The 23,807-nt window shown below is 43.1% G+C and carries 21 protein-coding genes; 5 read left to right on the forward strand and 16 right to left on the reverse strand.

Annotation, left to right across the window (positions count from 1 at the left end; genetic code table 11):
• Positions 1-179: 179 nt before the first annotated feature.
• The 6 genes from asd to aroC form a co-directional block, all read right to left on the reverse strand.
• A complete protein-coding gene (gene asd, locus ACFFJH_RS13400) occupies positions 180-1,307 on the reverse strand; it encodes an aspartate-semialdehyde dehydrogenase (protein WP_390213632.1) in 1,128 nt (375 codons plus the stop codon).
• Positions 1,308-1,375: 68 nt separating this feature from the next.
• Positions 1,376-2,446: a 3-isopropylmalate dehydrogenase gene (leuB, locus tag ACFFJH_RS13405; protein ID WP_390213348.1), complete on the reverse strand. Its 1,071-nt coding sequence runs from the start codon at positions 2,444-2,446 to the stop codon at positions 1,376-1,378.
• Between the two features lie 113 nt (positions 2,447-2,559).
• The gene (gene leuD, locus ACFFJH_RS13410) at positions 2,560-3,207 is read right to left on the reverse strand and encodes a 3-isopropylmalate dehydratase small subunit (protein ID WP_390213349.1); all 648 of its coding nucleotides are present in this window, start codon (positions 3,205-3,207) and stop codon (positions 2,560-2,562) included.
• 2 nt (positions 3,208-3,209) lie between these two features.
• Positions 3,210-3,338, reverse strand: coding sequence for an entericidin A/B family lipoprotein (locus ACFFJH_RS13415; protein WP_390213350.1), 129 nt, complete (start codon positions 3,336-3,338; stop codon positions 3,210-3,212).
• Positions 3,339-3,359: 21 nt separating this feature from the next.
• Positions 3,360-4,763 (reverse strand): 3-isopropylmalate dehydratase large subunit, encoded by a 1,404-nt coding sequence (gene leuC, locus ACFFJH_RS13420; protein WP_390213351.1) that lies wholly within the window; start codon positions 4,761-4,763, stop codon positions 3,360-3,362.
• Positions 4,764-5,044: 281 nt separating this feature from the next.
• Positions 5,045-6,118: a chorismate synthase gene (gene aroC / locus ACFFJH_RS13425; protein WP_390213353.1), complete on the reverse strand. Its 1,074-nt coding sequence runs from the start codon at positions 6,116-6,118 to the stop codon at positions 5,045-5,047.
• 326 nt (positions 6,119-6,444) lie between these two features.
• On the opposite strand from aroC, the gene ACFFJH_RS13430 reads away from it, so the two are divergent.
• From ACFFJH_RS13430 to ACFFJH_RS13445, 4 genes are all read left to right on the forward strand, one after another.
• Complete coding sequence (locus tag ACFFJH_RS13430; RefSeq protein ID WP_390213355.1) at positions 6,445-8,685, forward strand: bifunctional diguanylate cyclase/phosphodiesterase; 2,241 nt, start codon at positions 6,445-6,447, stop codon at positions 8,683-8,685.
• Between the two features lie 373 nt (positions 8,686-9,058).
• Positions 9,059-10,393, forward strand: a complete 1,335-nt coding sequence (locus ACFFJH_RS13435; protein WP_390213357.1) for a sensor histidine kinase — start codon at positions 9,059-9,061, stop codon at positions 10,391-10,393.
• Between the two features lie 70 nt (positions 10,394-10,463).
• The gene (locus tag ACFFJH_RS13440; RefSeq protein ID WP_390213358.1) at positions 10,464-11,222 is read left to right on the forward strand and encodes a LytR/AlgR family response regulator transcription factor; all 759 of its coding nucleotides are present in this window, start codon (positions 10,464-10,466) and stop codon (positions 11,220-11,222) included.
• A gap of 46 nt (positions 11,223-11,268) precedes the next feature.
• Positions 11,269-11,967, forward strand: a complete 699-nt coding sequence (locus tag ACFFJH_RS13445) for a hypothetical protein (RefSeq protein WP_390213360.1) — start codon at positions 11,269-11,271, stop codon at positions 11,965-11,967.
• Between the two features lie 913 nt (positions 11,968-12,880).
• Here the strand turns inward: ACFFJH_RS13445 and ACFFJH_RS13450 are convergent.
• From ACFFJH_RS13450 to rpsF, 7 genes are all read right to left on the reverse strand, one after another.
• Positions 12,881-13,891, reverse strand: a complete 1,011-nt coding sequence (locus ACFFJH_RS13450; protein ID WP_390213361.1) for an inorganic phosphate transporter — start codon at positions 13,889-13,891, stop codon at positions 12,881-12,883.
• A 68-nt stretch (positions 13,892-13,959) separates the two neighbouring features.
• Positions 13,960-14,586: a DUF47 domain-containing protein gene (locus tag ACFFJH_RS13455; protein WP_390213363.1), complete on the reverse strand. Its 627-nt coding sequence runs from the start codon at positions 14,584-14,586 to the stop codon at positions 13,960-13,962.
• Between the two features lie 117 nt (positions 14,587-14,703).
• The gene (locus ACFFJH_RS13460; RefSeq protein WP_390213364.1) at positions 14,704-16,092 is read right to left on the reverse strand and encodes a replicative DNA helicase; all 1,389 of its coding nucleotides are present in this window, start codon (positions 16,090-16,092) and stop codon (positions 14,704-14,706) included.
• 233 nt (positions 16,093-16,325) lie between these two features.
• Positions 16,326-16,778: a 50S ribosomal protein L9 gene (gene rplI / locus ACFFJH_RS13465; protein WP_390213365.1), complete on the reverse strand. Its 453-nt coding sequence runs from the start codon at positions 16,776-16,778 to the stop codon at positions 16,326-16,328.
• Between the two features lie 37 nt (positions 16,779-16,815).
• Positions 16,816-17,100, reverse strand: a complete 285-nt coding sequence (gene rpsR, locus ACFFJH_RS13470) for a 30S ribosomal protein S18 (RefSeq protein ID WP_186889822.1) — start codon at positions 17,098-17,100, stop codon at positions 16,816-16,818.
• A 9-nt stretch (positions 17,101-17,109) separates the two neighbouring features.
• Entirely contained in the window at positions 17,110-17,424 is a 315-nt protein-coding gene (gene priB, locus ACFFJH_RS13475) for a primosomal replication protein N (RefSeq protein ID WP_390213366.1), read from the reverse strand.
• A 47-nt stretch (positions 17,425-17,471) separates the two neighbouring features.
• Positions 17,472-17,840, reverse strand: coding sequence for a 30S ribosomal protein S6 (gene rpsF / locus ACFFJH_RS13480; protein WP_186917837.1), 369 nt, complete (start codon positions 17,838-17,840; stop codon positions 17,472-17,474).
• Between the two features lie 313 nt (positions 17,841-18,153).
• Between rpsF and lexA the strand changes: the two genes are divergently transcribed.
• The gene (gene lexA / locus ACFFJH_RS13485; RefSeq protein ID WP_390213367.1) at positions 18,154-18,807 is read left to right on the forward strand and encodes a transcriptional repressor LexA; all 654 of its coding nucleotides are present in this window, start codon (positions 18,154-18,156) and stop codon (positions 18,805-18,807) included.
• A 229-nt stretch (positions 18,808-19,036) separates the two neighbouring features.
• Here lexA and lon read toward each other — a convergent pair whose 3' ends face one another.
• The 3 genes from lon to clpP form a co-directional block, all read right to left on the reverse strand.
• Positions 19,037-21,445 (reverse strand): endopeptidase La, encoded by a 2,409-nt coding sequence (gene lon, locus ACFFJH_RS13490; RefSeq protein WP_390213368.1) that lies wholly within the window; start codon positions 21,443-21,445, stop codon positions 19,037-19,039.
• Positions 21,446-21,709: 264 nt separating this feature from the next.
• The gene (gene clpX, locus ACFFJH_RS13495) at positions 21,710-22,975 is read right to left on the reverse strand and encodes an ATP-dependent Clp protease ATP-binding subunit ClpX (protein ID WP_390213369.1); all 1,266 of its coding nucleotides are present in this window, start codon (positions 22,973-22,975) and stop codon (positions 21,710-21,712) included.
• 196 nt (positions 22,976-23,171) lie between these two features.
• Positions 23,172-23,798 carry an ATP-dependent Clp endopeptidase proteolytic subunit ClpP gene (clpP, locus tag ACFFJH_RS13500; RefSeq protein WP_390213370.1) on the reverse strand — a complete coding sequence of 209 codons (627 nt, stop codon included), beginning with the start codon at positions 23,796-23,798 and terminating at the stop codon, positions 23,172-23,174.
• Between the last annotated feature and the right edge of the window lie 9 nt (positions 23,799-23,807).

Consider the following 23,807-nt stretch of genomic DNA (forward strand, 5'->3'; position numbering starts at 1 on the left):
ACTTGTCGCGCAAGCTTAACGTGAATTCTAGATATGGTAAATACATTAAGAGGAGAAATGACAATTTCCCGCCCAATTCGTTGTTACCGCTAGACAATTAGAAGCAAAAAATACGAAATAATAAAGAAAAAGGGATGAAATATCATCCCTTTTCATGCTTTGTTACAATTTCAATTCATTCACTCTTCAATTAAAATGCGCAGCATTCTACGCAAAGGCTCGGCGGCACCCCACAACAATTGATCGCCCACTGTAAATGCAGATAAATAATCGCCACCCATCTGCATCTTACGTAAACGTCCAACCGGAATGGTCAAACCTCCCGTTACCGCAGCTGGAGTCAAATCACGCATTGAGTCTTCACGTGTATTGGGTACGACTTTTGCCCAAGGATTATTATTAGCCAGCATATCAGTGATCTCATCCAAAGGTACATCTTTGGTCAATTTAATCGTTAAAGCTTGAGAATGACAGCGCATTGCACCAATACGTACGCACAAACCATCGACCGGAATCGCTTTAGAACCAAACGCCTCGCCCAAACCTAATATCTTATTGGTTTCGGCACCCGCTTTCCACTCTTCTTTGGAGACTCCATTATTTAAATCCTTATCAATCCAAGGAATCAAATTACCAGCCAAAGGAACGCCAAACTGTTTCGTTTCATCAGCACTGAAATTATGCTGCTTCGCCAATACTTTACGATCAATTTCCAAGATTGCGGCAGCAGGATCATCCAGTAGAGCTTTTACCTCTGCATTGATCGAACCAAATTGCGTCAGCAATTCACGCATGTGCTGTGCACCACCACCAGACGCCGCTTGATAAGTCATGGACGACATCCATTCCACCAAACCATGCTGGAACAATCCGCCCAAACCCATCAGCATACAAGAAACCGTGCAATTGCCACCCACATAATTTTTCACGCCACGATTCAAAGCGCTCTTAATAACATCTAAATTCACCGGATCCAAAACGATAATGGCATCGTTTTCCATACGCAATGTTGAGGCCGCATCAATCCAGTACCCATTCCATCCCGCTGCCCGTAGTTTCGGGAAAATTTCAGACGTGTAATCACCACCTTGGCAGGTAATAATAATGTCGCACTTCTTCAATGCATCAATATCATTTGCGTCTTTCAATGTTTTTTCATTCTTCGCCATCGCTGGCGCTGCGCCACCGGTGTTTGAAGTTGAAAAAAACACGGGTTCAATATGAGCAAAATCCCCTTCTTCTTGCATACGCTGCATGAGGACTGAGCCAACCATTCCACGCCAACCGACCAAGCCAACTAGTTTCATCATCTTTCCCTAAAAATTACAGGTCTCCCTGTCAACAAAAAAATCTCGCTAAATTAAACTAAACCAAACTAAGCCAAAGCCTTTACGACAGCATCACCCATTTCTGATGTGCCCACTTTGGTACAGCCTTCCTCAAAAATATCTGGTGTACGCAAACCTTGCGTTAACACTGTTTTTACGGCAGTTTCAATACGATCTGCTTGCTCGACTCTTCCTAAGGAATAACGCAGCATCATGGCAGCTGACAATATCGTCGCCAGAGGATTCGCAATACCTTTTCCAGCGATATCGGGTGCAGAACCATGTGAGGGCTCATACAAGCCTTTATTGTTTACGTCGAGCGACGCAGAAGGCAGCATACCGATAGAACCCGTTAACATTGCCGCAGCATCTGACAAAATATCACCAAACATATTCCCCGTTACCATCACGTCAAACTTCTTCGGCGCACGTACTAACTGCATCGCAGCATTATCAACATACATGTGATCCAAAGCGACATCGGGATACTCTTTATGGACATCAATTACAATGTCTTTCCAGAACTGAAAAGTCTCTAATACGTTAGCTTTATCAACGCTAGTCAATCGTTTATCGCGCTTCTGAGCTGCTTGAAAAGCGACATGAGCGATCCTACGAATCTCACCTTCTGCGTAGCGCATGGTGTCAAATCCTTCGCGTTGCCCTTTAAATGGACCATCAGGACATTCGCGCACCCCACGTGGCTGTCCAAAATAAATATCACCCGTTAGTTCGCGAATAATCAAAATATCTAAACCCGAAACCACCTCTGGTTTCAAAGTAGAAGCGCCCGCCAATTCCGGATACAAAATTGCAGGTCGCAGATTGGCAAACAAATTCAAATTCTTACGCAAACCTAATATCGCCTGCTCTGGGCGTAGTGGGCGATCCAGAGTGTCATACTTCCAATCGCCAACCGCACCAAACAAAACCGCATCAGCATCTTGCGCTAATTTAAGAGTTGCTTCTGGCAGCGGATGTCCTGCAGCTTCATAGCCAGCACCACCGACTGGAGCAAATTCCATTTCAAAGGATTCGCCCAAATTTTTCAAAACTTTAACCGCCTGTTCGACGATTTCCGGGCCGATGCCGTCACCCGGCAAAATTGCAATCTTCATGCTGATATTTGAATGAGGTAAATTAAATAAATAAACAAGTAAGTAAAAGAACTAAGAAGCAATACTAAGCTGAGCCAATAACTTAGCTTAAATACGTGGCTTAAATACCTAGCTTAAATAACGGCAGCTAACCAAGGTCGCGCCGCGATATGTCGCTGCTCAAATTCACGAATTTTTTCCGCATGCACTAAGGTTAAGCCGATATCATCCAAGCCATTCAACAAACAATATTTTCGGAATTCATCGGCATTGAACGAAAAGCTCTCACCTGTCGTTTTTAAACTCACTGTTTGTGAAACTAAGTCAACTTGCAAATGCAAACCTTCGTGCTGACGAACCTGATTAAACAGATAGTCCACCACTTCTTCACTTAATACGATCGGCAGCAGACCATTCTTAAAACAATTATTAAAGAAAATATCGGCAAAACTAGGTGCGATTATTGCGCGAAACCCATACTGTTCAAGCGCCCACGGCGCGTGCTCACGAGAAGAACCACAACCAAAATTCTTACGAGTCAATAAGATTGACGCCGATTGATAACGAGGCTGGTTCAAAACAAACTCTGGATTCGGCGTTCTTTTACTGTGATCCATGCCTGGCTCACCGTGATCTAGGTAACGCCACTCATCAAATAGATTTGGGCCAAATCCAGTACGTTGAATCGACTTCAAAAACTGCTTAGGAATAATGGCATCGGTATCGACATTAGCACGATCTAAAGGTGCGACTAAACCATCCAAAAAAGCAAACTTTTCCATGTCTATTTCTTCCCAGCGTTCTCAACTGCCTCGCCCGCTTTTTTAACGTCTTTACCAAAACCCTGAACTGTATTACATCCAGCCAGAGCGAACATCATCATCAAAGTAAAAAGAAGTGTGATTTTTTTCATTTTCGTTTTCCTTTAATTCAATTAAGCAAAGCTTCGTACATCAACAAAATGCCCAGCAATACCGGCAGCAGCGGCCATTTCGGGTGATACTAAATGGGTGCGTCCACCTTGCCCCTGACGACCTTCAAAATTACGATTAGAGGTTGAAGCACAACGCTCACCTGGCTCTAAGCGATCCGCGTTCATAGCCAAACACATAGAGCAACCAGGTTCACGCCACTCAAAACCAGCTGCGGTAAAAATCTTATCTAAACCTTCTTGTTCCGCTTGTTTTTTCACCAAACCAGATCCCGGTACAACCATCGCCAATTTGACATTAGCGGCACGTGTTTTACCAGAGACAACTTTAGCTGCGGCACGCAAATCTTCAATGCGTGAATTGGTACAAGATCCAATAAATACTTTATCAATCTGTATCGAGCTAATCGCAGTATTCGGGCGCAAATCCATGTAAGCCAATGCTTTTTCTATCGCATCGCGCTTCACCGCATCTGTCTCATTTTTTGGATCAGGTGTTTGACCATCAATCGCCACGACCATCTCAGGTGAGGTTCCCCACGTAACTTGTGGCTGTATGTCTTCTGCATTTAAACTTACGACCGCATCAAATAGCGCTCCTTGGTCTGAATGCAATGTATTCCAATAACTAACAGCATTGTCCCAATCCTTCCCCGCTGGACTAAAAGGACGACCTTTAACATAATCAATCGTGGTTTGATCAACCGCAATCATGCCCGCCCGCGCACCGGCTTCAATGGCCATATTGCAGACTGTCATACGTCCTTCCATTGAAAGGCGCTCGATAGCAGAACCTGCGAATTCAATCGCATACCCGGTACCACCAGCGGTGCCTATCTTCCCGATAATCGCCAAGACTATGTCTTTCGCAGTGACACCCGATGGCGTGTCGCCATCAACGCGTATCAGCATAGATTTAGATTTTTTTGCGAGTAAGGTTTGAGTAGCAAGCACATGCTCAACTTCAGAAGTGCCGATGCCATGTGCCAGACATGCAAAGGCACCATGCGTGGAGGTATGTGAATCACCACAAACTACGGTCATACCGGGCAAAGTCGCGCCCTGCTCTGGGCCGATGACATGCACGATTCCCTGACGCAAATCATTCATCGAAAAGTAAGTTAGGCCATACTCTTTCGCATTAGCATCTAGCGTTTCTACTTGCAGACGTGAGATAGGATCGTCGATACCGCCTCGACGATTAGTGGTTGGCACATTGTGGTCCGCAACCACTAAATTGGCGGAGACACGCCAAGGTTGACGGCCTGCCAGCTTGAGTCCCTCAAAAGCCTGTGGGCTGGTGACTTCATGTAAAAGATGACGATCAATATATAAGATTGAGGTGCCATCCTCCTCCGTGTGAACTACGTGGGATTCCCAAAGTTTGTCGTAAAGCGTCTTGGCCATAATGATTGCCTGAAATTAAAAGAATTCGTAAAGCTAAAAATCAGCTTTCGATTATGCCACATTTGTGCAATGCAAAACTGCACAAATTGGCTTTTTTAACTTCAACACAGCCAAATTAAATTTTACATTTTATGGAAAATCGAAATTTAAACTTGGAAAGTCGCATCAAGCAGACAAATCACCAATTTTTATTCAGAGGAAATTGAGAGAAATTTACCACGCCCGTAGATCAACTTGAAAAATCTCTCTCATCTCAAAACGAATGGATTATCCAAACAAATTTAAGTGACATCCGCGCATTGAGCACGATGGCGCAATGCATGATCCATTAACACCAAGGCTAACATGGCCTCTGCGATAGGCGTTGCGCGAATACCAACACAAGGGTCATGACGGCCGAAGGTTTCTACCATGACAGGATTACCTTGCTTATCAATCGAACGTTTTGGAGTACGTATAGACGAAGTGGGTTTAATCGCCATTGAAACACGGATGTCCTGCCCCGTCGAAATTCCGCCCAAGACGCCGCCCGCATTGTTAGTCGCAAAGCCCGATTCAGTTAATTCATCACCATGTTCAGAACCGCGCTGCGCTACACAAGCAAATCCAGCACCAATCTCCACGCCTTTTACCGCATTAATACCCATCATGGCATAGGCAATTTCAGCATCCAATTTATCGTAAATCGGCTCACCCAAACCTACCGGCACGTTACTGGCAACTACATCGATGCGTGCGCCGATTGAATCACCATCTTTACGCAGATCATCCATATAGGCTTCTAGTTTAGCGATTAATTGCGCGTCTTCTGTCGGTGCAAAAAATGGATTTTGAGCTGTGAAATCCCAAGATGAAAAAGGGATTTCGATTTCGCCCAGCTGGGTCATACCACCATGGAAACGCGTGCCATACTGTTCCTGTAACCATTTTTTAGCTATCGCGCCCGCGCCAACCACAGGCGCCGTCAATCGAGCAGAAGAGCGCCCGCCGCCTCGTGGATCACGGATGCCATATTTATTCCAGTACGTGAAATCAGCATGCCCTGGCCGAAAGGTGTCTACTATATTTCCATAGTCCTTACTACGCTGATCCTCATTGCGAATCAACAATGCAATTGGGGTGCCGGTCGTCTTTCCTTCATATATACCAGATAATATTTCTACGGTATCAGCCTCTTGACGCTGAGTCACATGACGCGAGGTGCCTGGCTTACGCCTATCCAGTTCAGGTTGAATATCGGTCTCCGACAATGTCATTCCAGGAGGACATCCATCAATGACACATCCAATTGCTGGGCCGTGCGACTCACCGAATGTAGTCACAGTAAACAAAGTACCTAAAGTATTGCCTGACATATTTTTCGTTTTAAAAGTGGAAGAATCTGAACCATTTTATCAGCCTTGTCCTAATTCTTCAGGAATCAAACCAAGTGAAGAACACGGGTTCCAATAAAAAAACGATCTAAAACTGAATATTTGCACCAAACCAACAGTTTATTTGCATTGTCTTGTTTTATACTGGTGCAAGACTCATCATGAGTTCATATCAAATAGCAGCACTACAATAATTAAAAAATATAAGTAACCGCCGATTAACAGCCTGAACGCACCTCAATAGTGAAGCTATTGAAAGCCAATTCAGCGAATAAATTAATGACATCTCCACCGGAGCATGAACATCGATGAGTGAATTAAATCATCATAACGACGATGCGCTGGTTTTTCTGGATGAAATTGGTTCAGAACACGCAACCGACATTACTACGCCCAAGCTCACTTGGCGCATCATGATCATCGATGATGATCCAGATGTTCATTCTGCGACCATGTTCGCGCTTGGCAACTTAGAAATACAAAACAGATCACTTAGTTTCCTTCACGCCTACTCCGCCAATGAGGCACGCGAAATTCTTGCGAAAGAGTCAGATATTGCAGTGATCTTGTTAGACGTAGTGATGGAACAAGAAGATGCTGGGCTCAATTTAGTCAATTATGTTAGAAAAAATCTGGGTCTAAATGATGTGCGCATTATCCTCAGAACTGGACAACCCGGCTACGCACCAGAGATCGATGCAATTCGCGACTACGATATTAATGACTACAAAACCAAATCTGAATTAACCCGAACCAAACTCTACACCACAGTAACTTCGGCGATTCGCTCCTACGAGCAAATCTGCTCTATTACTGCCAATCAGCGCGGATTAGAGCTAATCGTTAACGCTAGCACTGAGTTGATGTCACTCAAAGGTTTACAAAATTTCTCAGCCGGCGTACTGCATCAAATTTCTAAATTATTCAATCAAAATATCGAAGGATTTGTTTGCGGCCCCTTAGACGACGTTCAAGTTATCAACTCCATCTCCGAACTCTTAGTCATCGCGACCAGCCCCTCATTTAGTAGCTTGAACGACCAAATGTTAGACCGTTTGGAAGCTGACAATATACGCCAACTGATACAACGATCTATCACCTCACGCCAGAACATATTTGGTCCATCAGAGACACTGCTGCGCTTTGAGAATGTCGCACAAAAAGATATTTATGTGTTCTTACAAATCGGCGTGAGTGCCATGGACAAACGTCTAATCGACGTATTTTGTAGCAATATTTCGGTTGGCCTTAACAACGTCATGCTCACTTCACGTTTGCATAAATACGCCTATTTTGATCCACTGACAGGCTTGGCAAATCGCTTAAAACTCTTACAAACTTTAAACGAAACACTGCAATCAAGCAATAAAAAAGGGGTCGTTTTATCGCTAGTTGACATTGACCATTTTGCTGAAACCAATGACGCATTGGGACATCAATTCGGTGATATGTTGTTGTGTTCTGTTGCAAAACGTCTTTTAAATCATTTTGGTACAGCCTGCCACTTAGCTCGTGTCGGCGGTGACACCTTTGCCTTACTGGGCAACGAAAAACTTGTATCACCTGAAAATATTTTTGAAATTTTTCACCTACCATTCGATGTTGACAATCAAGACGTGCAACTTTCAACCACTATAGGCTTAGTTCGACTGGAAAATTATGATGGTGGAAGCTCAGACGCATTAAAAGACACCAATATCGCGCTCAAACGCGCCAAAGCCCACCAACGCGCTTCTTATAGCTACTTTACGGTCGATATGGGAGTAGAGATTCGAGAACGCGTGCGCATGATGCACGCCTTACGTGCAGCCTTCGAAAATGAACGCCTGTTTGTCGTCTACCAACCGCAAATTGATATGCGTACCAAATCGGCGGTCGGTGCCGAAGCGCTGTTGAGGTGGAAAACTGAAGATGGCACCTTTGTCCCACCTGATCAGTTCATCCCCATTGCAGAATACTCAGGGCTCATTGTTGACATTGGTGAATGGGTATTACGTAGTGCCTGCTTTGAGCTAGTTGAACTCCATAAGTTAGGCTTCACCAATTTCAAGATGGCCATCAATGTCTCACAAGCCCAATTCTCGCACCCTTTGTTTTTGCAAAGTTTGGAACTTGCACTCAAGGATAGCCAAGCGCTGGCCAATTGTGTTGAACTTGAAATCACAGAATCAATGGCAATGACTGATCCCGAACTACTGATCAAAACCCTGCTCCACATTAAGCATTTAGGGGTTCAAGTATCGATTGATGACTTTGGCACAGGATTTTCATCATTAAGCCATTTGCAAAAACTCAATGTTGATAAACTCAAAATTGATCGCGCCTTTGTTAATGAAATCAACGAATCTTCAGATGAAGGCAGTATTGCGAAAATGATTGTGCAATTAAGTAAGAGTCTCAATATAAAAGTCATCGCCGAAGGCGTAGAAACCGAATGTCAGGCTGAAACGCTGATGTCTTTCGGCTGCCATCTCGCTCAAGGTTATCTGTACGCACGACCACTGAGCAAAGATGATTTGCGCAGTTGGTTAGAAAAACGCGCAAGCTAGTCTCGTACAGATTTTATTCTCTATCGGATGCGACCTCATTCACGTCGTGACCGACAGACTACAAAACAGACCCACTTCCCAGCATAAAACATCCCGCTAAGTTTGCTAAGCGTCCAATGCCCATGTCCAGTATCAAAGCAAATAGCGCAAAAAAACCCCATATGCGTCACTCTATACCTGAGATTTTGCGAACTATCGCATTCCTCAACTTTGTTGAAGGCAATTCAGCTAAAGTCACAACATCAGCTACCTTGCACCTTCTAACCGACACTATCAGCTTCACAAGGGATTTGCCCAATTAGTTTTCCAGCAAATTATGAAGAAATAGATAAGGCAAGAGGCAACAGGAGCACAACAAGACAAAAGAATTTTTATGAGCAAATTTACGATAGATCCTCAAACCATTGAGACCAGCAAAATCGTCTTAACGAACACTCTCATTGAATTAAGCAAGGCCTTTGACAAAACTGCTACGTGGGTGAGCAAATTATCGTGGTGGAAGTTCTTCCTTTTCGCGATCTTATTATTGGCATCCGCTGACATTATTCAAAATACTTTTTTCTCAACAGAAGAAACTAAGCAAGTCAAAAAAGTCAAAGTTAGCCCCAAGAAATCTGCTGCATCAAGCACGAATAAGCCTATAGACGAGCCCAAATTTGAAATTGACAATACGGGAATTCGTATCAAAACACCAGAGAAAATGTCGAGCAACAAACGCGTCGATATTGATGGTAGCGGTTGGAAAACCGTCGATGAAAGCCAAGAGAAATTAAATGACAAAATTGAGTCAGCTGTTGCCAGCTTGCCTACCAATAATAAAGAAAGTGAATTACCGGGGATCACCTTTGGCAAAGATGACGTTCACATCAAACTACCGAAAGAATTAGCGCGAGAAATTCGCGACGAAATGAATAGAGCTAAAGCCGATGCAGCAGCCGAAGCTAGTGACGAAGAAAAAACAAAATCGTCTCGTTGGTTTCAAAACTTTGTATTGCTATTAGTTTTCGGTTTATTTGGGATGAAAGCACTGCTCGGCGGCAAAGTACGAGCAGAAGAAAAAACAAAAGCAGCCAACGCGAGCGCAGAGCGCGAAGCATTATTACGTCAAGTGAGCGAAGCTCAAATGCAAATGATGCAGGCACAAGTAGAACCTCATTTTCTATTTAACACTTTAGCATCGGTCGAATATTTAATAGAAACTGATCCACCTCGCGCAGCCAAAATGCAACGCAGCCTAATCGCCTATTTGCGAGCAGTTTTACCTCAAATGCGCGAGAACGCCGCCAAAACCAATCTTGGCCGTGAAGCCGATATGGTTAAAGCCTATTTAGAATTATTAAAAATGCGTATGGAAGAACGCTTAACGATCGATTTTATTATGCCCGATAGTCTACGCAACGCATCCTTCCCTCCTATGATGTTGCAGTCTTTAGTTGAGAATGCAATCAAACATGGATTAGAGGTAAAAGCGGAAGGCGGCACTTTACAATTTCGCGCTGAAGTACTTCAAAATCGTTTATCGGTAACGGTACGCGATGATGGTTTGGGGTTTGGCGCAGTTCCCAGCAATGGCACTGGACTTGGTTTGCAAAATATTCGCGAACGCTTAAAATTAATTTATAAAGATAAAGCTCAAATTATAATTTCACCTAACCAACCAAGTGGTGTCTGCGTTACTATTGAGATTCCTTACGAGCTTGCCAAGTAAGCGATTAATTTTCCATTACGCAATTTAAGTGCCTCACTATCCATTTATTTTATAAGACGAGAAAACAATAATGCCAACCGCAATTATCGCCGACGATGAAAGACTGATGCGTGACCAACTTCGTTCACGACTTGAACAAGTCTGGCCAGAATTAGAGATTTTAGGTGAAGCCAAAAATGGTGAAGAGGCGATCCAAATGGTCGAGTTACACAAACCAGATTTGGCTTTTCTAGATATTCGCATGCCCGCAAAAACTGGGCTTGAAGCGGCCAAAGAAATTGGAACCAAAGCACATATAGTATTCATCACTGCCTATGACCAATACGCCGTTGAAGCGTTTGACCAAGGCGCTGTTGATTATGTCTTAAAACCTGCCGACACAGAGCGTCTGAGCAAGACAGTTGAGCGTCTTAAAGCTCGCCTAACGACAGCGACCGAACCTAATGACATGAGCAACATGCTCGCGCAATTAGCTAAGCAACTAGGCATAGCGCCCAAAGCCAATTATCTGCAATGGATACAAGCGTCTATCGGACAAGAACTACGTTTGATTCCGGTAGAAGATATTTTGTTTTTTCAGTCAGATGAAAAATACACACGGGTACAAACTGCAAGCTATGAAGCCTTAATCCGCAAACCAGTACGCGATTTAGCAGAAGAATTAGACCCGCAATTATTCTGGCAAATTCATCGATCTACCTTGGTTAACTCTAAGGCCATCTCTGGTGTCGTACGTGATATGCGTGGCCGCCATCTAGTACAAATTAAAGGTTTGACGGAGAAACTAGAAGTCAGCAGAAGTTTCGTACATCTATTCAAACAAATGTAGAGCTGCTACTTACAAACGTTTCTACGCCAATTTGGAGCGCCGCGCTATGATTTCCAGGATTTTGTTCTACTGTTCATTTTTTCTTTGCTTTCCAGCTTCACTTGCATTAGCTGACAATAACAAAAGTACTCTAAATCGCTGTGAATCGACAAGTGAAAAAACTGAGATTTCTATTAATACGGGCGAACAAGGCGTCCAAGTAAGCAGTCAATACACGAGTAAAAATCTAAATACAAAAAGCCTAAGCTCATTGGCGGGTGATTTCGTCGTTGGACTCACCTCGTTAGAGTCGCGAACAGTAATTGATATCAATGGACCAATTTGGGAGGATAAAACAAAAGAAGGAGAATGCTTTGCTGCAAAAATAAAAATTCAACTCATCTATCTCCCGATTAAAGTTTTCGTTGGCAGCGAATTTAAGGAGGGAAGTTGTTCATACAATACGATACTCGAACACGAAATGCTGCATGTACAACTATACAAAGACAGCCTTGCGACAATAGAAAAAATAATAAAGGATTTAATGGAACGTCGATTTGCGGGAAAACCAATATATGCCGAAAAGAATTCAGCTCGGCATATGTTAGAAAATGAGATTGATGAAGTGTGGCGCCCCTTAATTAAATCAGAATTCGCAAAAGTACAAATTCAACAGAACGAGTTAGATTCGGAAGAGAACATAAGCAAAGTGACTTGGTCATGTTTAGGGGAAATTCAAAGTAAATTTGGCTATAGATACAATTAGTTTTTAAAATAAACTCATATACCCCTCTTGCACGAAAAAAGCGAGAACAATCGTTTGGCTTAACTATTGCACCACAAGAAAAGGCCTCAATAAGTACGAGAATTTTAATATCTCGGAGAATGCCATATCGCGACCAACGCCGACCGCTTGGCATATGAAAAAATCACTTTTTCGTTAAGACTGCGACGAAGATCCACCAACGATAAAAATAAAAGTCAGTTCACACTATCCTAATATGACTTGTATGGTTCGTGATAGCAAACCAACTAAAACACTGTCTCAATCATCGCACCGTTGATATCGTACCTTCGCACATCACTGATACCCACGTGACATGAATGAATGTCCATAATGGCGACCTTGAGCGAGATCTTATTAACTGCCCCCCCCCGCTTTGTTTTTGAAATGCGCGCTATAGGGCCCGATGCGGGCTATTTCGCCGACAGTGCATCGCGGTCTAAATGGCTGAATGCTCATCTATTCGGCCATAAACCGGCATGGCTTTCACGAATATAAATCCGATGCAAAACAATGTATTAATTACCCTCCAAAAGCACCATGTCCGCTAAGAAAAAAAATCGAAATAGCCGCACTACAACTACACGCATCTCGATTAAGCAATAAAGGCAAAGCGTTATACATGCAACGCAGAGAAATTATTGGGCGCAATTTATCGATGCGAAGAAACTTCACCGACTTTGCTATATTTAAGATACTTGATGCGACTGTACCGATTATTTAATGCTCTTGCGGCCTATGCGGAAAATTAGCTAAAGGATTCACTTACTGCTAAATATTCACGCACGCATAATCTCATTGCACAATAAAAAAACCCCGTTCTTAAAAAACGGGGTTTATCATTGATCTAACCAGAACAATATTTTGGCTTTTCCCTCAAAAGGGCATATTGCTATCAGAGTATTTTAGTACCAATCCACCAAGCAATCGCAGCAACAAATGCAGATGCTGGAATGGTCAAAATCCATGCCCAAACAATATTCCCAGCAACACCCCAGCGTACGGCAGACATTTTTTGCGAAGAACCAACACCAACAATAGCACCAGTAATGGTGTGCGTAGTCGATACTGGAATGCCGAATACCGTTGCCATAATCAAGGTAGCTGCACCGCCTGTTTCAGCGCAAAATCCGCCAACAGGCTTTAGTTTAGTGATCTTCTGTCCCATGGTTTTGACGATACGCCAGCCACCGAATAAAGTCCCGGCTCCGATTGCTGCGTAACAGGAATAGACTACCCAAGTTGGAGGCGCCGTATCATTAGGCTGTGAGTAACCAGCTGCAATCAACAACATCCAAATAATACCCATAGTTTTTTGTGCATCGTTACCACCATGTCCTAAACTAAATACCGAGGCAGACACCAACTGCAAACGCCTAAACCATTTATCCACTTTCAAAGGTGTCGATTTCACGAAAAGCCATGAAACAATCAACATCATCAAAGAACCCAAAACAAAACCCAGCATTGGGGACAAAACAATGAATAAAATAATTTTATAAAGCCCCGCAGCAATCAATGCACCAGTACCTTCTTTTGCAACTGCAGCGCCAATTAAACCGCCGATTAATGCGTGTGATGATGAGGATGGAATGCCAAAATACCAAGTCACTAAATTCCAAAAAATAGCTCCCACCAAAGCACCAAAAATCACATAGTGATCAATGATGGTGGGGTCTATCGTGCCCTTCCCAATAGTTTTAGCGACCGACAAGTTAAACACAAAAAAAGCTAATACATTAAATAGCGCAGCCATTGCTACCGCTTGACTAGGCTTTAATACGCCGGTTGATACTACGGTTGCAATAGCATTCGCAGCATCATGAAAGCCGTTCATAAAATCAAACATTAACGCTAATGCCACCAATAAAATGATGACATATAGACTCATGTGCAAATTAGACATAGGAGTAAATTCTCTCGTGAGTTTTCTCTATTACGAAAAAACAATTAATTGAAGATTGAAAACCTTAATTAAGCGTTTTCAACAATAATGCCTTCAATGATATTTGCCACGTCCTCGCAACGATCAGTCACGGTTTCAAGAATTTCGTAAATCGCCTTCAATTTAATCAGATTACGTACATCAGGTTCGTCGCGGAATAACTTCGACATAGCAGCACGCATCACGTGATCAGCATCGGACTCCAGACGGTCAATCTCTTCGCAGATAGTGAGAATCTGACGAGAATTGTCCATATTATGCAACAGCGCAACTGCTTCTTTTACTTTTAAAGCACATGCTAAGCACAGCTCAGCTAAGCGTTTTGCTTCAGGGGTAATTTCACGAATATCGTACAAAGAAATCGTCTGTGCTGCATCCTCCAACAAATCAAGGATGTCATCCATTTTAGTGATCAATTTATGGATATCATCACGGTCTATCGGTGTGATAAAAGTTTTGTGCAACAATTCGATGGCTGTGTAAGTCACCGCATCAGCTTGCTTCTCAATGCCTTCAATCGCATGCACACGAATTTCAAGGTCATCAAAATTAGTCATCAATGCGACCATTTCCTTGGAGCCTTTCACACACAACTCAGCGTGCTGATTAAAAAGCTCAAAAAATTTACCCTCAGTGGGCATTAATCGTCCAAACATTTTTATTTCCCTAGAATAGAAATTTTTTAATTTAAGTCCCCGCTATCTCACAGCAATTGCAGGGATCATCTGACTTAGTGGTAAAACAAAAAACGAAAACAAACACGCTACAAAAAACTATTCACTATCACCGTATATCGCTAAAGAACCAGTGTAATTATCAAACTTGGTATATTCACCCAAAAATGTCAAACGCACACTACCAATGGGACCGTTACGCTGTTTACCAATAATAATTTCAGCAGTACCCTTGTCAGGCGAATCCGGGTTGTACACTTGATCACGGTAAATAAATAAAATGACGTCAGCATCCTGCTCAATTGCACCAGATTCACGTAAATCTGACATTACCGGACGCTTATTGGGACGTTGCTCAAGGGAGCGATTTAACTGCGATAAAGCAATCACAGGACAGCCTAACTCTTTCGCTAAGCCCTTCAAACTACGAGAAATCTCGGAAATTTCAGTAGCGCGATTCTCGCCACCAGTATTACCTGACATTAATTGCAAATAGTCGATAATAATTAGACCCAATTTGCCACACTGACGCGATAAACGACGAGAGCGTGCGCGTAATTCTATGGAACTCAAGGCGGGCGTTTCATCGATATAAAACTGCGCCTCATTCATTTTTTGGATTGCATGCGTTAAACGTGGCCAGTCTTCATCAATCAAACGACCAGTACGTAAGCGATGTTGGTCCAACTTACCCACCGAGCCCAGCATACGCATGGCTAACTGTGCACCACCCATTTCCATAGAAAACACAGCAACAGGAAGTCCACTATCAATCGCGACATTCTCGCCAATATTAATGGAAAACGCGGTTTTACCCATAGAAGGACGTCCCGCGACAATAATCAAATCACCTGGCTGCAAGCCAGAGGTCATACGATCCAGATCGACAAAGCCAGTTGGCACACCGGTAATATCGCTAGTGTGATCGCGGTTATACAGCTCATCAATACGCTCGACAACTTGCGTTAACAAAGGTTGGATGGCATGAAAACCTTGCGCCCCACGAGCCCCCTCTTCCGCAATAGCAAAAATCTTGGCTTCAGCTTCATCCAACATTTGTTTCACTTCTTTGCCTTGCGGATTAAACGCCTGACCAGAAATTTCATCGGCAACCGTAATCAACTTACGCAACACACCTCGATCCCGAACAATTTCAGCATAACGACGGATGTTTGCGGCTGAAGGTGTATTTTGCGCTAGCGCATTTAGATAAGTCAGCCCGCCAGCATCTTCCGCTTTTCCTGACGCATTTAAAGCGTCAAAAACGGTAATCACGTCAGCAGGACGTGAGGAGTTAACCAGTTTAACGATGCATTGAAAAATAAGGCGATGATCAAAGCGATAGAAATCATCCTCACTGATAAAGTCGGCGATCCTATCCCAAGCGGCGTTATCGAGCAGCAAACCACCCAAAACTGACTGTTCAGCTTCGATGGAATGTGGCGGTACGCGGATTGAGTCTAACTGAGGATCTGAAGGCGGTTTCATGGTGCGCATTATACCTTTTTATTCTTACTCAAAAATAGGAGTAACATCTGAAATGATTAAGCAAAAACCACGAAAGTTTCATGCAAATACCAGATGCACAAATCATTTTTATAATTTTTGATTCGGTTCTTTAATTGGAACCACAAATTCAACTTAACTCCTGCGAACTATGGCTGACCCCATAAAAAAAGCCGGGAATTCCCGGCTTTTCTTTGCTATCAAAAAACGACAGCTTATGCTTGCTCGCCCAATACAGCAACGATGACATCAACTACTACATCAGTATGCAATGCCACTGATACAGAGTGATCACCCGTTGTTTTCAAAGGACCAGTTGGCAAACGCACCTGCGCTTTTTCAACTGCAAAACCTTGTTTTGTCAACGCTTCAGCGATGTCGAAGTTGGTTACGGAACCAAACAAACGACCATCAACACCTGCTTTTTGAGAAATTTGAACTGTCAAACCGTTCAATTTTTCGCCTTGCGCTTGCGCTTCAGCCAATTTAGCTGCAGCTGCTTTTTCCAACTCAGCACGTTTCGCTTCGAACTCAGCGATCGCTGCTGCAGTTGCACGACGAGCGATACGTTGTGGGATCAAAAAGTTACGAGCGTAACCGTCTTTAACACGAACTACGTCGCCCAAGTTGCCCAAATTAACAACTTTATCCATCAAAATAACTTGCATATTTTTCTCCTAATTTCTGTCTGCGTTATTCGATGAATTACGCTGTGTGCAAATCAGTGTATGGCAACAACGCTAAATAGCGTGCGCGCTTCACTGCTGTGTCAACTTGACGTTGATACAAAGCTTTAGTACCAGTCAAACGTGCAGGCATAATTTTGCCGTTTTCTTGGATGAAATCTTTCAATGTATCGATGTCTTTGTAGTCAACTGCAGCTACATGACCTGCTGAGAAGCGGCAGAATTTTTTACGCTTGAACAAAGGATTTTGTTGCTGACGCTTTTGTTTCAATTTGCTTTTATCAAATTTTTTACCGAATGCCATTTTTGGCTCCTAATCTAGTAAATTTGTTTCGTTTTCCGCAACTTCAAATTCAGTCACATGGAAAACGATACTTTTGCTGTTGCGGTTCTTACGTGCTAAGAATCCTGTAAATAATATCGCTGCACCTAACTCTATCTCCAAGAATCGTTTTGAAATTTCACCTGCTGCAATAGCTGGGATTTCAAACTCAACTTGGCGCTGGCCGCCTGCTTGCTCTTGCTTAGAGTCATGTACCAAAGTAGCTGTTGCGATAGGGATTCCCGCTGGGGTATAACGCAACACCGATTTTTCTACTACGGCGGCAACGACTTTAAGTTGATTCACAAGCTCTTAAACATATTTACAGTTCTTACACGCTCTTGTCAAAATTATTAAGCTGCTGGCGCTTCAACGCGTTGTGCCTTAGCAGAATCTTCTTTCTGCACAGACTTCATCATTGGAGAAGGAGCTGTTTCTGCTTTTTTCATTTTCACTGTCAAGTGACGCAAAACCGCATCATTAAATTTGAATGCTGTTTCCAATTCGAGCAAAGTTTCAGCATCGCACTCAATGTTCATGCAAACATAGTGAGCTTTAGCCAATTTTTGAATCATGTAAGCCAATTGACGACGGCCCCAATCTTCAACGCGGTGCACTTGGCCACCACGTGTTGTTACAGTAGCTTTGTAACGTTCGATCATTGCAGGCACTTGCTCGCTTTGATCGGGATGTACGATAAATACGATTTCATAATGACGCATAATTTCTCCTTGTGGACAAAAATAAAGCCTGCCTCGGCGTCAAGACGAGTGCAGGAAGAGGACAGCCCACGATGATAACGCATTTTTGCTTCATAATCAAGAAAGTAGCCTTAACCATTGAGTTGAAGGTCATTTTCACCCTCAACTTCATGAATCAACACATCTATCTAGAGATCTGTTTTGCTGCAAATTAACAAATTAAATGCAAAACAAACACAAAATAACTTGCATTCAGTCATTTACTGTATAAAAATACAGTCTGTTTATATATACAGCCAAACTAAGTCACCACCCAGATTCAGCCAAGACTATCATGCTAAAGCTTACCGCGCGCCAAGAACAAATTCTCAACCTGATTAAAGATGCTATTCAAAATACAGGCTTCCCTCCGACTCGTGCCGAAATTGCCAACGAACTCGGCTTTAAATCAACCAATGCGGCAGAAGAGCATTTGCAGGCGCTAGCGCGCAAAGGCGTGATTGAAATAGCAGCCGGCACTTCTCGCGGAATACGCTTGCGAGAATCTGAGTTATCTAATTCTATGATGGGAGCACAATTAGCACTCCCGCATCCCGCTCTAATGCAACTCAGTCTACCTCTAGTAGGCCGAGTCGCAGCTGGCTCTCCAATTTTAGCGACTCAACACGTCGAAGCTACTTATCAAGTAGATCCTTCTTTATTCTCTGCAAAACCTGATTTTCTACTGAGAGTGCGAGGCCTTTCAATGCGTGACATTGGCATCATGGATGGTGACTTACTAGCAGTAAAAAAAGCGGATACTGCTAGAAATGGACAAATTGTCGTCGCACGTATTGGCGAGGAAGTCACCGTAAAACGTTACATGAAAACATCTAGTGGAATTGAATTACTCCCAGAAAATCCTGATTTTTCACCCATCATCGTAAGCGAGAATGAACCCGATTTTGCGCTGGAAGGCTTAGCGGTAGGACTAATGCGAAGCTGGTGATTTGCTGGCAGTAATACGAAACTTCAACAATAATATGATTGATGCCAGCAAACCTCAGGTACACGTCATATCTAAACTTATGGAGCCTTCTCGCAGCCAGAGCGATTAAATTCCCCCCCTCAAAGTATCGTATTTCACAAAGAAACCTTTCAAGAAAAATGCCCGATCTCATCGGGCATTTTTCTTATTTACGCATTCAATTTTGAAGCGATAGCAATACCAATTTAGTCTAGTGCGTAATTGTAGAGGTATCTGCCGCCGCATCTGCTTTAGCCACCGCAGGCACCGCCATTTCCTCCTCTGTTAATGGCACAGGTTGACGTTCTAAAGCGATCTCTAAGACTTTATCAATCCAACGAACCGGAATAATCTCCAGTTTGTTTTTGACATTATCAGGAATTTCCGTGAGGTCTTTTGCATTTTCCTCTGGAATCAAAACCGTTTTAATCCCACCGCGATGCGCCGCCAGTAGCTTCTCTTTCAAACCACCGATAGGTAACACCTCACCGCGCAGTGTTATTTCACCTGTCATCGCCACATCAGCACGCACTGGAATGCCCGTAAAAATAGACACCATCGCCGTTGTCATCGCGATACCAGCAGATGGGCCATCTTTTGGTGTTGCACCTTCGGGTACATGAATATGCACATCCGTTTTTTCAAACAAATCTGCTTTAATACCTAAGCGCGCAGCACGACTACGAACTACGGTGCGAGCAGCTTCGATCGACTCTTTCATAACATCACCCAGCGTGCCGGTACGTATTGTCCCACCTTTACCTGGCATAGAAACTGCCTCTATCGTCAACAAATCACCACCAACTTCAGTCCAAGCCAAACCAACGACTTGACCTACCTGATTTTCTTTGGTTGCAACACCAAAATCATAACGACGAACACCCAAGAATTTGTCCAGATTTTTCGAAGTAATCGTGGCTTTTTTCTCGCTCTTCTTGAGCAACAACATCTTCACCACTTTACGGCAAATCTTAGAGATTTCACGTTCAAGAGATCGAACACCCGCTTCCCTAGTGTAGTAACGAATAATGTCGCGAATTGCGGATTCAGAAACTGAAATCTCTTCTTCTTTCAAACCGTTATTTTTAATTTGTTTTGGTAACAAATAACGTTGCGCGATACTCGCTTTCTCGTCTTCGGTATAACCCGACAAACGAATCACTTCCATCCTATCCAACAAAGGAGCTGGAATATTATAGGAGTTAGAGGTAGCCACAAACATCACATCGGACAGATCAAAATCGACCTCGATGTAGTGGTCGGAGAACGTGTGATTTTGTTCTGGATCTAAAACCTCCAACAAAGCAGAGGAAGGATCACCGCGAAAATCCGCGCCCATCTTATCCACTTCGTCCAACAAAAATAAAGGATTACGGACGCCAACTTTTGATAAGCTTTGCAAAATTTTTCCTGGCATAGAGCCAATGTACGTACGACGATGACCACGGATCTCTGCTTCATCACGAACACCACCCAAGGCCATACGAACAAACTTACGATTTGTTGCGCGTGCTATAGATTGACCAAGCGACGTCTTACCCACACCAGGAGGGCCAACTAAGCACAAAATCGGTGCCTTTAATTTATCAACACGTTGCTGAACCGCGAGATATTCCAAAATACGCTCTTTGACTTTATCCAAACCATAGTGATCATCGCTCAACACTTTTTCTGCATTGCTTAAATCATTATTCACCTTGGATTTTTTCTTCCAAGGCAAATTCACAATGGTATCAATATAGTTCCGCACAACCGTCGCCTCTGCCGACATGGGCGACATCATCTTGAGTTTCTTCAACTCATTCATCGCTTTGTCGCGTGCTTCTTTCGGCATCTTAGCTGCAGTGATTTTTTTCTCTAGCTCATCAATATCGGCGCCCTCTTCGCCTTCACCGAGTTCTTTTTGAATCGCTTTTACCTGCTCATTCAAATAGTATTCGCGTTGAGATTTTTCCATCTGACGCTTCACTCGACCACGGATACGCTTTTCAACTTGGAGAATATCCAATTCACCTTCAAGTTGACCAAGCAAATGTTCAAGACGCTTAGCTACACTGAAAATTTCCAGAATCACTTGCTTCTGTTCCAGCTTCAAAGGCAGATGAGCCGCAATGGTATCTGCCAAACGACCTGCATCATCTATTCCAGACAAGGAAGCCAAAATTTCTGGCGGGATTTTTTTATTGAGTTTTACATATTGATCAAATTGCTGCACGATAGCGCGACGCATTGCTTCGACTTCGGAATCATCTCCCTCATCTAAGGCAACTGGTGTCAAATCAGCAATAAAATGAGACTCAGAATCTGCAATACTATGAATACGAGCGCGTTGCGTACCTTCGACCAATACTTTGACCGTGCCATCTGGCAATTTCAGCATTTGCAAAATGTTCGCAATACAACCAATTTCATAAATATCTTCAGCTGACGGCTCGTCTTTTGCGGCAGCTTTTTGTGCCGCCAACATAATACTCTTGCCCTGCTCCATCGCGGCTTCCAGAGCCTTGATCGATTTTGGACGACCAACAAACAATGGGATCACCATGTGAGGGAATACCACGACATCGCGCAATGGCAATAAGGGTAACTCTGTACGTTCAGTAATTGTGGAAGTTGTCATGGCGCACCTTTAAAAAAATTACAGTAACTAGATTGGCGCACTAGGCTAAAACTCAAGCCCGTCATCCGAAAAAAAACAATAAAAAAAGCCACACAGAGAAGTCTCCGGGTAGCTTTTCGATTGAAGCTAAAAATCTCTATTGTTTGGATAAATTGTACCGTTTATTTTTACGAATCACCGACAAAAAAACAGTGATTCGCAAAAAGACAGTGGGAATTTTAATAAAACCACTGAATTACAACTTTAGTCCTAGGAAGATTAATCTTACGCACCTGCAACTTTAGCTTGCTCGTTATAAATCAACAATGGTTTCGCACCATTAGTAATGGTGTTTTCATCAATAACCACCTTCGCGACATTTTTCTCACTCGGCAGCTCGAACATAATGTCTAGCAACGCATGCTCAAGAATGGAGCGCAAACCGCGGGCACCTGTTTTACGAGCAATTGCTTTTTTCGCGATGGCTTGTAAAGCGGAAGGTCTGATCTCTAGCTCACAGCCTTCCATCTCTAACAATTTGGCATATTGTTTAATTAAAGCATTCTTTGGTTCGACTAAAATCTGAATCAAAGCCGCTTCATCTAATTCCATCAAAGTCGCAATCACGGGCAAACGACCAACCAACTCAGGGATAATGCCGAATTTAATCAAATCCTGTGGCTCTGCATCGAGAATAACCTGGCTAGCGCTTTTTTGACTTTCGCTTTTCACACTCGCGGCGAAACCAATACCGCTCTTCTCAGAGCGATCAGAAATAATTTTCGCCAATCCATCAAATGCACCGCCGCAAATAAACATAATGTTGGTGGTATCGATTTGAATGAAATCTTGATTAGGATGTTTACGACCACCTTGTGGAGGCACGGACGCCATCGTACCCTCAATCAATTTCAACAAAGCCTGCTGCACCCCCTCGCCCGACACGTCGCGGGTAATCGAAGGGTTTTCTGCCTTACGTGAGATCTTATCGATTTCGTCGATATAAACAATGCCTTTTTGGGCGCGCTCAACTTCGTAATTACAATTTTGCAGCAACTTTTGAATGATGTTTTCTACGTCTTCACCAACATAACCAGCCTCAGTCAAAGTCGTCGCATCGGCGATCACAAACGGTACGTTCAACATGCGCGCTAAGGTTTGCGCCAACAAAGTTTTACCCGAACCAGTAGGACCAACCAACAAGATATTACTCTTGGCCAGCTCGACATCATCCTTCTTACCCAAGTGTTTGAGTCGCTTATAGTGATTGTAGACTGCGACCGCCAAAATACGCTTCGCTTTTTCTTGACCAATGACATATTGATCTAATAACTCAGTAATCTCTACTGGCGTAGGCAAATCACTTTTTGCGGCACTAATCGGCTCCAGCGCATTGATCTCATCACGAATAATATCGTTACACAAATCAATGCATTCATCACAAATGAAGACAGATGGCCCAGCGATCAGCTTTTTCACTTCATGTTGACTCTTACCGCAAAATGAGCAGTAAAGTAATTTTTCACCAGCAGTGCTTTTTTTATCTGACATAATGCTTTTTATTAATTTAAACGAAGTAGACGATGCCCGTTATATTACTGCAAAAATCGCTGAAACTAGGCAAAGCAAATTATTTTACAGAGACTAAATTCAATTACAAATCAAAGCGAAACACCGCGGCTAAATAAAAACGCCCGCACCTGAAGGTTGCGGGCGTTTCAAATTCACTTCTGAAGTACAAAAAAGTTTAACTACGATGAGTTAATACTTTGTCGATCAAACCATATTCCGCTGCAGCGTCTGCAGACATAAAGTTATCACGATCGGTATCTTTCGCAATTTGCTCAATGCTTTGACCAGTTTTTTCAGCCAAAATACCGTTCAAACGTTCACGCAAATACAAAATTTCACGTGCTTGAATTTCTATATCAGATGCCTGACCTTGCGCACCACCTAAAGGCTGATGAATCATGATGCGAGAATTCGGTAATGAAAAACGCTTTCCTTTAGCACCAGCAGCCAACAGAAATGCGCCCATAGACGCAGCTAAACCGGTACATAAAGTTGATACATCAGGTTTAATAAACTGCATGGTATCAAAAATCGCCATACCTGCAGATACCGAACCACCTGGAGAGTTAATATAAAGCGAAATATCCTTATCTGGATTTTCACTTTCTAAAAACAACAACTGTGCCACGATCAAATTTGCTGCCTGATCATTCACTGGACCGACCAGAAAAATCACACGTTCTTTGAGCAAGCGGGAATAAATATCGTAAGCACGTTCTCCACGCCCACTTTGCTCAACAACCATTGGCACCATGCCAAGCATATTTGTTTCTAAACCAGAGTTATGAATGATGCCTGTCATGAATTATCC

This window comes from Affinundibacterium danionis (assembly GCF_042432465.1).
Lineage (GTDB): Bacteria > Pseudomonadota > Gammaproteobacteria > Burkholderiales > Burkholderiaceae_D > Undibacterium > Undibacterium danionis.

What these genes read in the sequence shown, in the direction of transcription:
- asd (WP_390213632.1), bottom strand. Translation starts at nt 1,307, where the DNA reads ATGAAACTAGTTGGCTTGGTCGGTTGGCGTGGAATGGTTGGCTCAGTC.
- leuB (WP_390213348.1), bottom strand. Translation starts at nt 2,446, where the DNA reads ATGAAGATTGCAATTTTGCCGGGTGACGGCATCGGCCCGGAAATCGTC.
- leuD (WP_390213349.1), bottom strand. Translation starts at nt 3,207, where the DNA reads ATGGAAAAGTTTGCTTTTTTGGATGGTTTAGTCGCACCTTTAGATCGT.
- ACFFJH_RS13415 (WP_390213350.1), bottom strand. Translation starts at nt 3,338, where the DNA reads ATGAAAAAAATCACACTTCTTTTTACTTTGATGATGATGTTCGCTCTG.
- leuC (WP_390213351.1), bottom strand. Translation starts at nt 4,763, where the DNA reads ATGGCCAAGACGCTTTACGACAAACTTTGGGAATCCCACGTAGTTCAC.
- aroC (WP_390213353.1), bottom strand. Translation starts at nt 6,118, where the DNA reads ATGTCAGGCAATACTTTAGGTACTTTGTTTACTGTGACTACATTCGGT.
- ACFFJH_RS13430 (WP_390213355.1), top strand. Translation starts at nt 6,445, where the DNA reads ATGAGTGAATTAAATCATCATAACGACGATGCGCTGGTTTTTCTGGAT.
- ACFFJH_RS13435 (WP_390213357.1), top strand. Translation starts at nt 9,059, where the DNA reads ATGAGCAAATTTACGATAGATCCTCAAACCATTGAGACCAGCAAAATC.
- ACFFJH_RS13440 (WP_390213358.1), top strand. Translation starts at nt 10,464, where the DNA reads ATGCCAACCGCAATTATCGCCGACGATGAAAGACTGATGCGTGACCAA.
- ACFFJH_RS13445 (WP_390213360.1), top strand. Translation starts at nt 11,269, where the DNA reads ATGATTTCCAGGATTTTGTTCTACTGTTCATTTTTTCTTTGCTTTCCA.
- ACFFJH_RS13450 (WP_390213361.1), bottom strand. Translation starts at nt 13,891, where the DNA reads ATGTCTAATTTGCACATGAGTCTATATGTCATCATTTTATTGGTGGCA.
- ACFFJH_RS13455 (WP_390213363.1), bottom strand. Translation starts at nt 14,586, where the DNA reads ATGTTTGGACGATTAATGCCCACTGAGGGTAAATTTTTTGAGCTTTTT.
- ACFFJH_RS13460 (WP_390213364.1), bottom strand. Translation starts at nt 16,092, where the DNA reads ATGAAACCGCCTTCAGATCCTCAGTTAGACTCAATCCGCGTACCGCCA.
- rplI (WP_390213365.1), bottom strand. Translation starts at nt 16,778, where the DNA reads ATGCAAGTTATTTTGATGGATAAAGTTGTTAATTTGGGCAACTTGGGC.
- rpsR (WP_186889822.1), bottom strand. Translation starts at nt 17,100, where the DNA reads ATGGCATTCGGTAAAAAATTTGATAAAAGCAAATTGAAACAAAAGCGT.
- rpsF (WP_186917837.1), bottom strand. Translation starts at nt 17,840, where the DNA reads ATGCGTCATTATGAAATCGTATTTATCGTACATCCCGATCAAAGCGAG.
- lexA (WP_390213367.1), top strand. Translation starts at nt 18,154, where the DNA reads ATGCTAAAGCTTACCGCGCGCCAAGAACAAATTCTCAACCTGATTAAA.
- lon (WP_390213368.1), bottom strand. Translation starts at nt 21,445, where the DNA reads ATGACAACTTCCACAATTACTGAACGTACAGAGTTACCCTTATTGCCA.
- clpX (WP_390213369.1), bottom strand. Translation starts at nt 22,975, where the DNA reads ATGTCAGATAAAAAAAGCACTGCTGGTGAAAAATTACTTTACTGCTCA.
- clpP (WP_390213370.1), bottom strand. Translation starts at nt 23,798, where the DNA reads ATGACAGGCATCATTCATAACTCTGGTTTAGAAACAAATATGCTTGGC.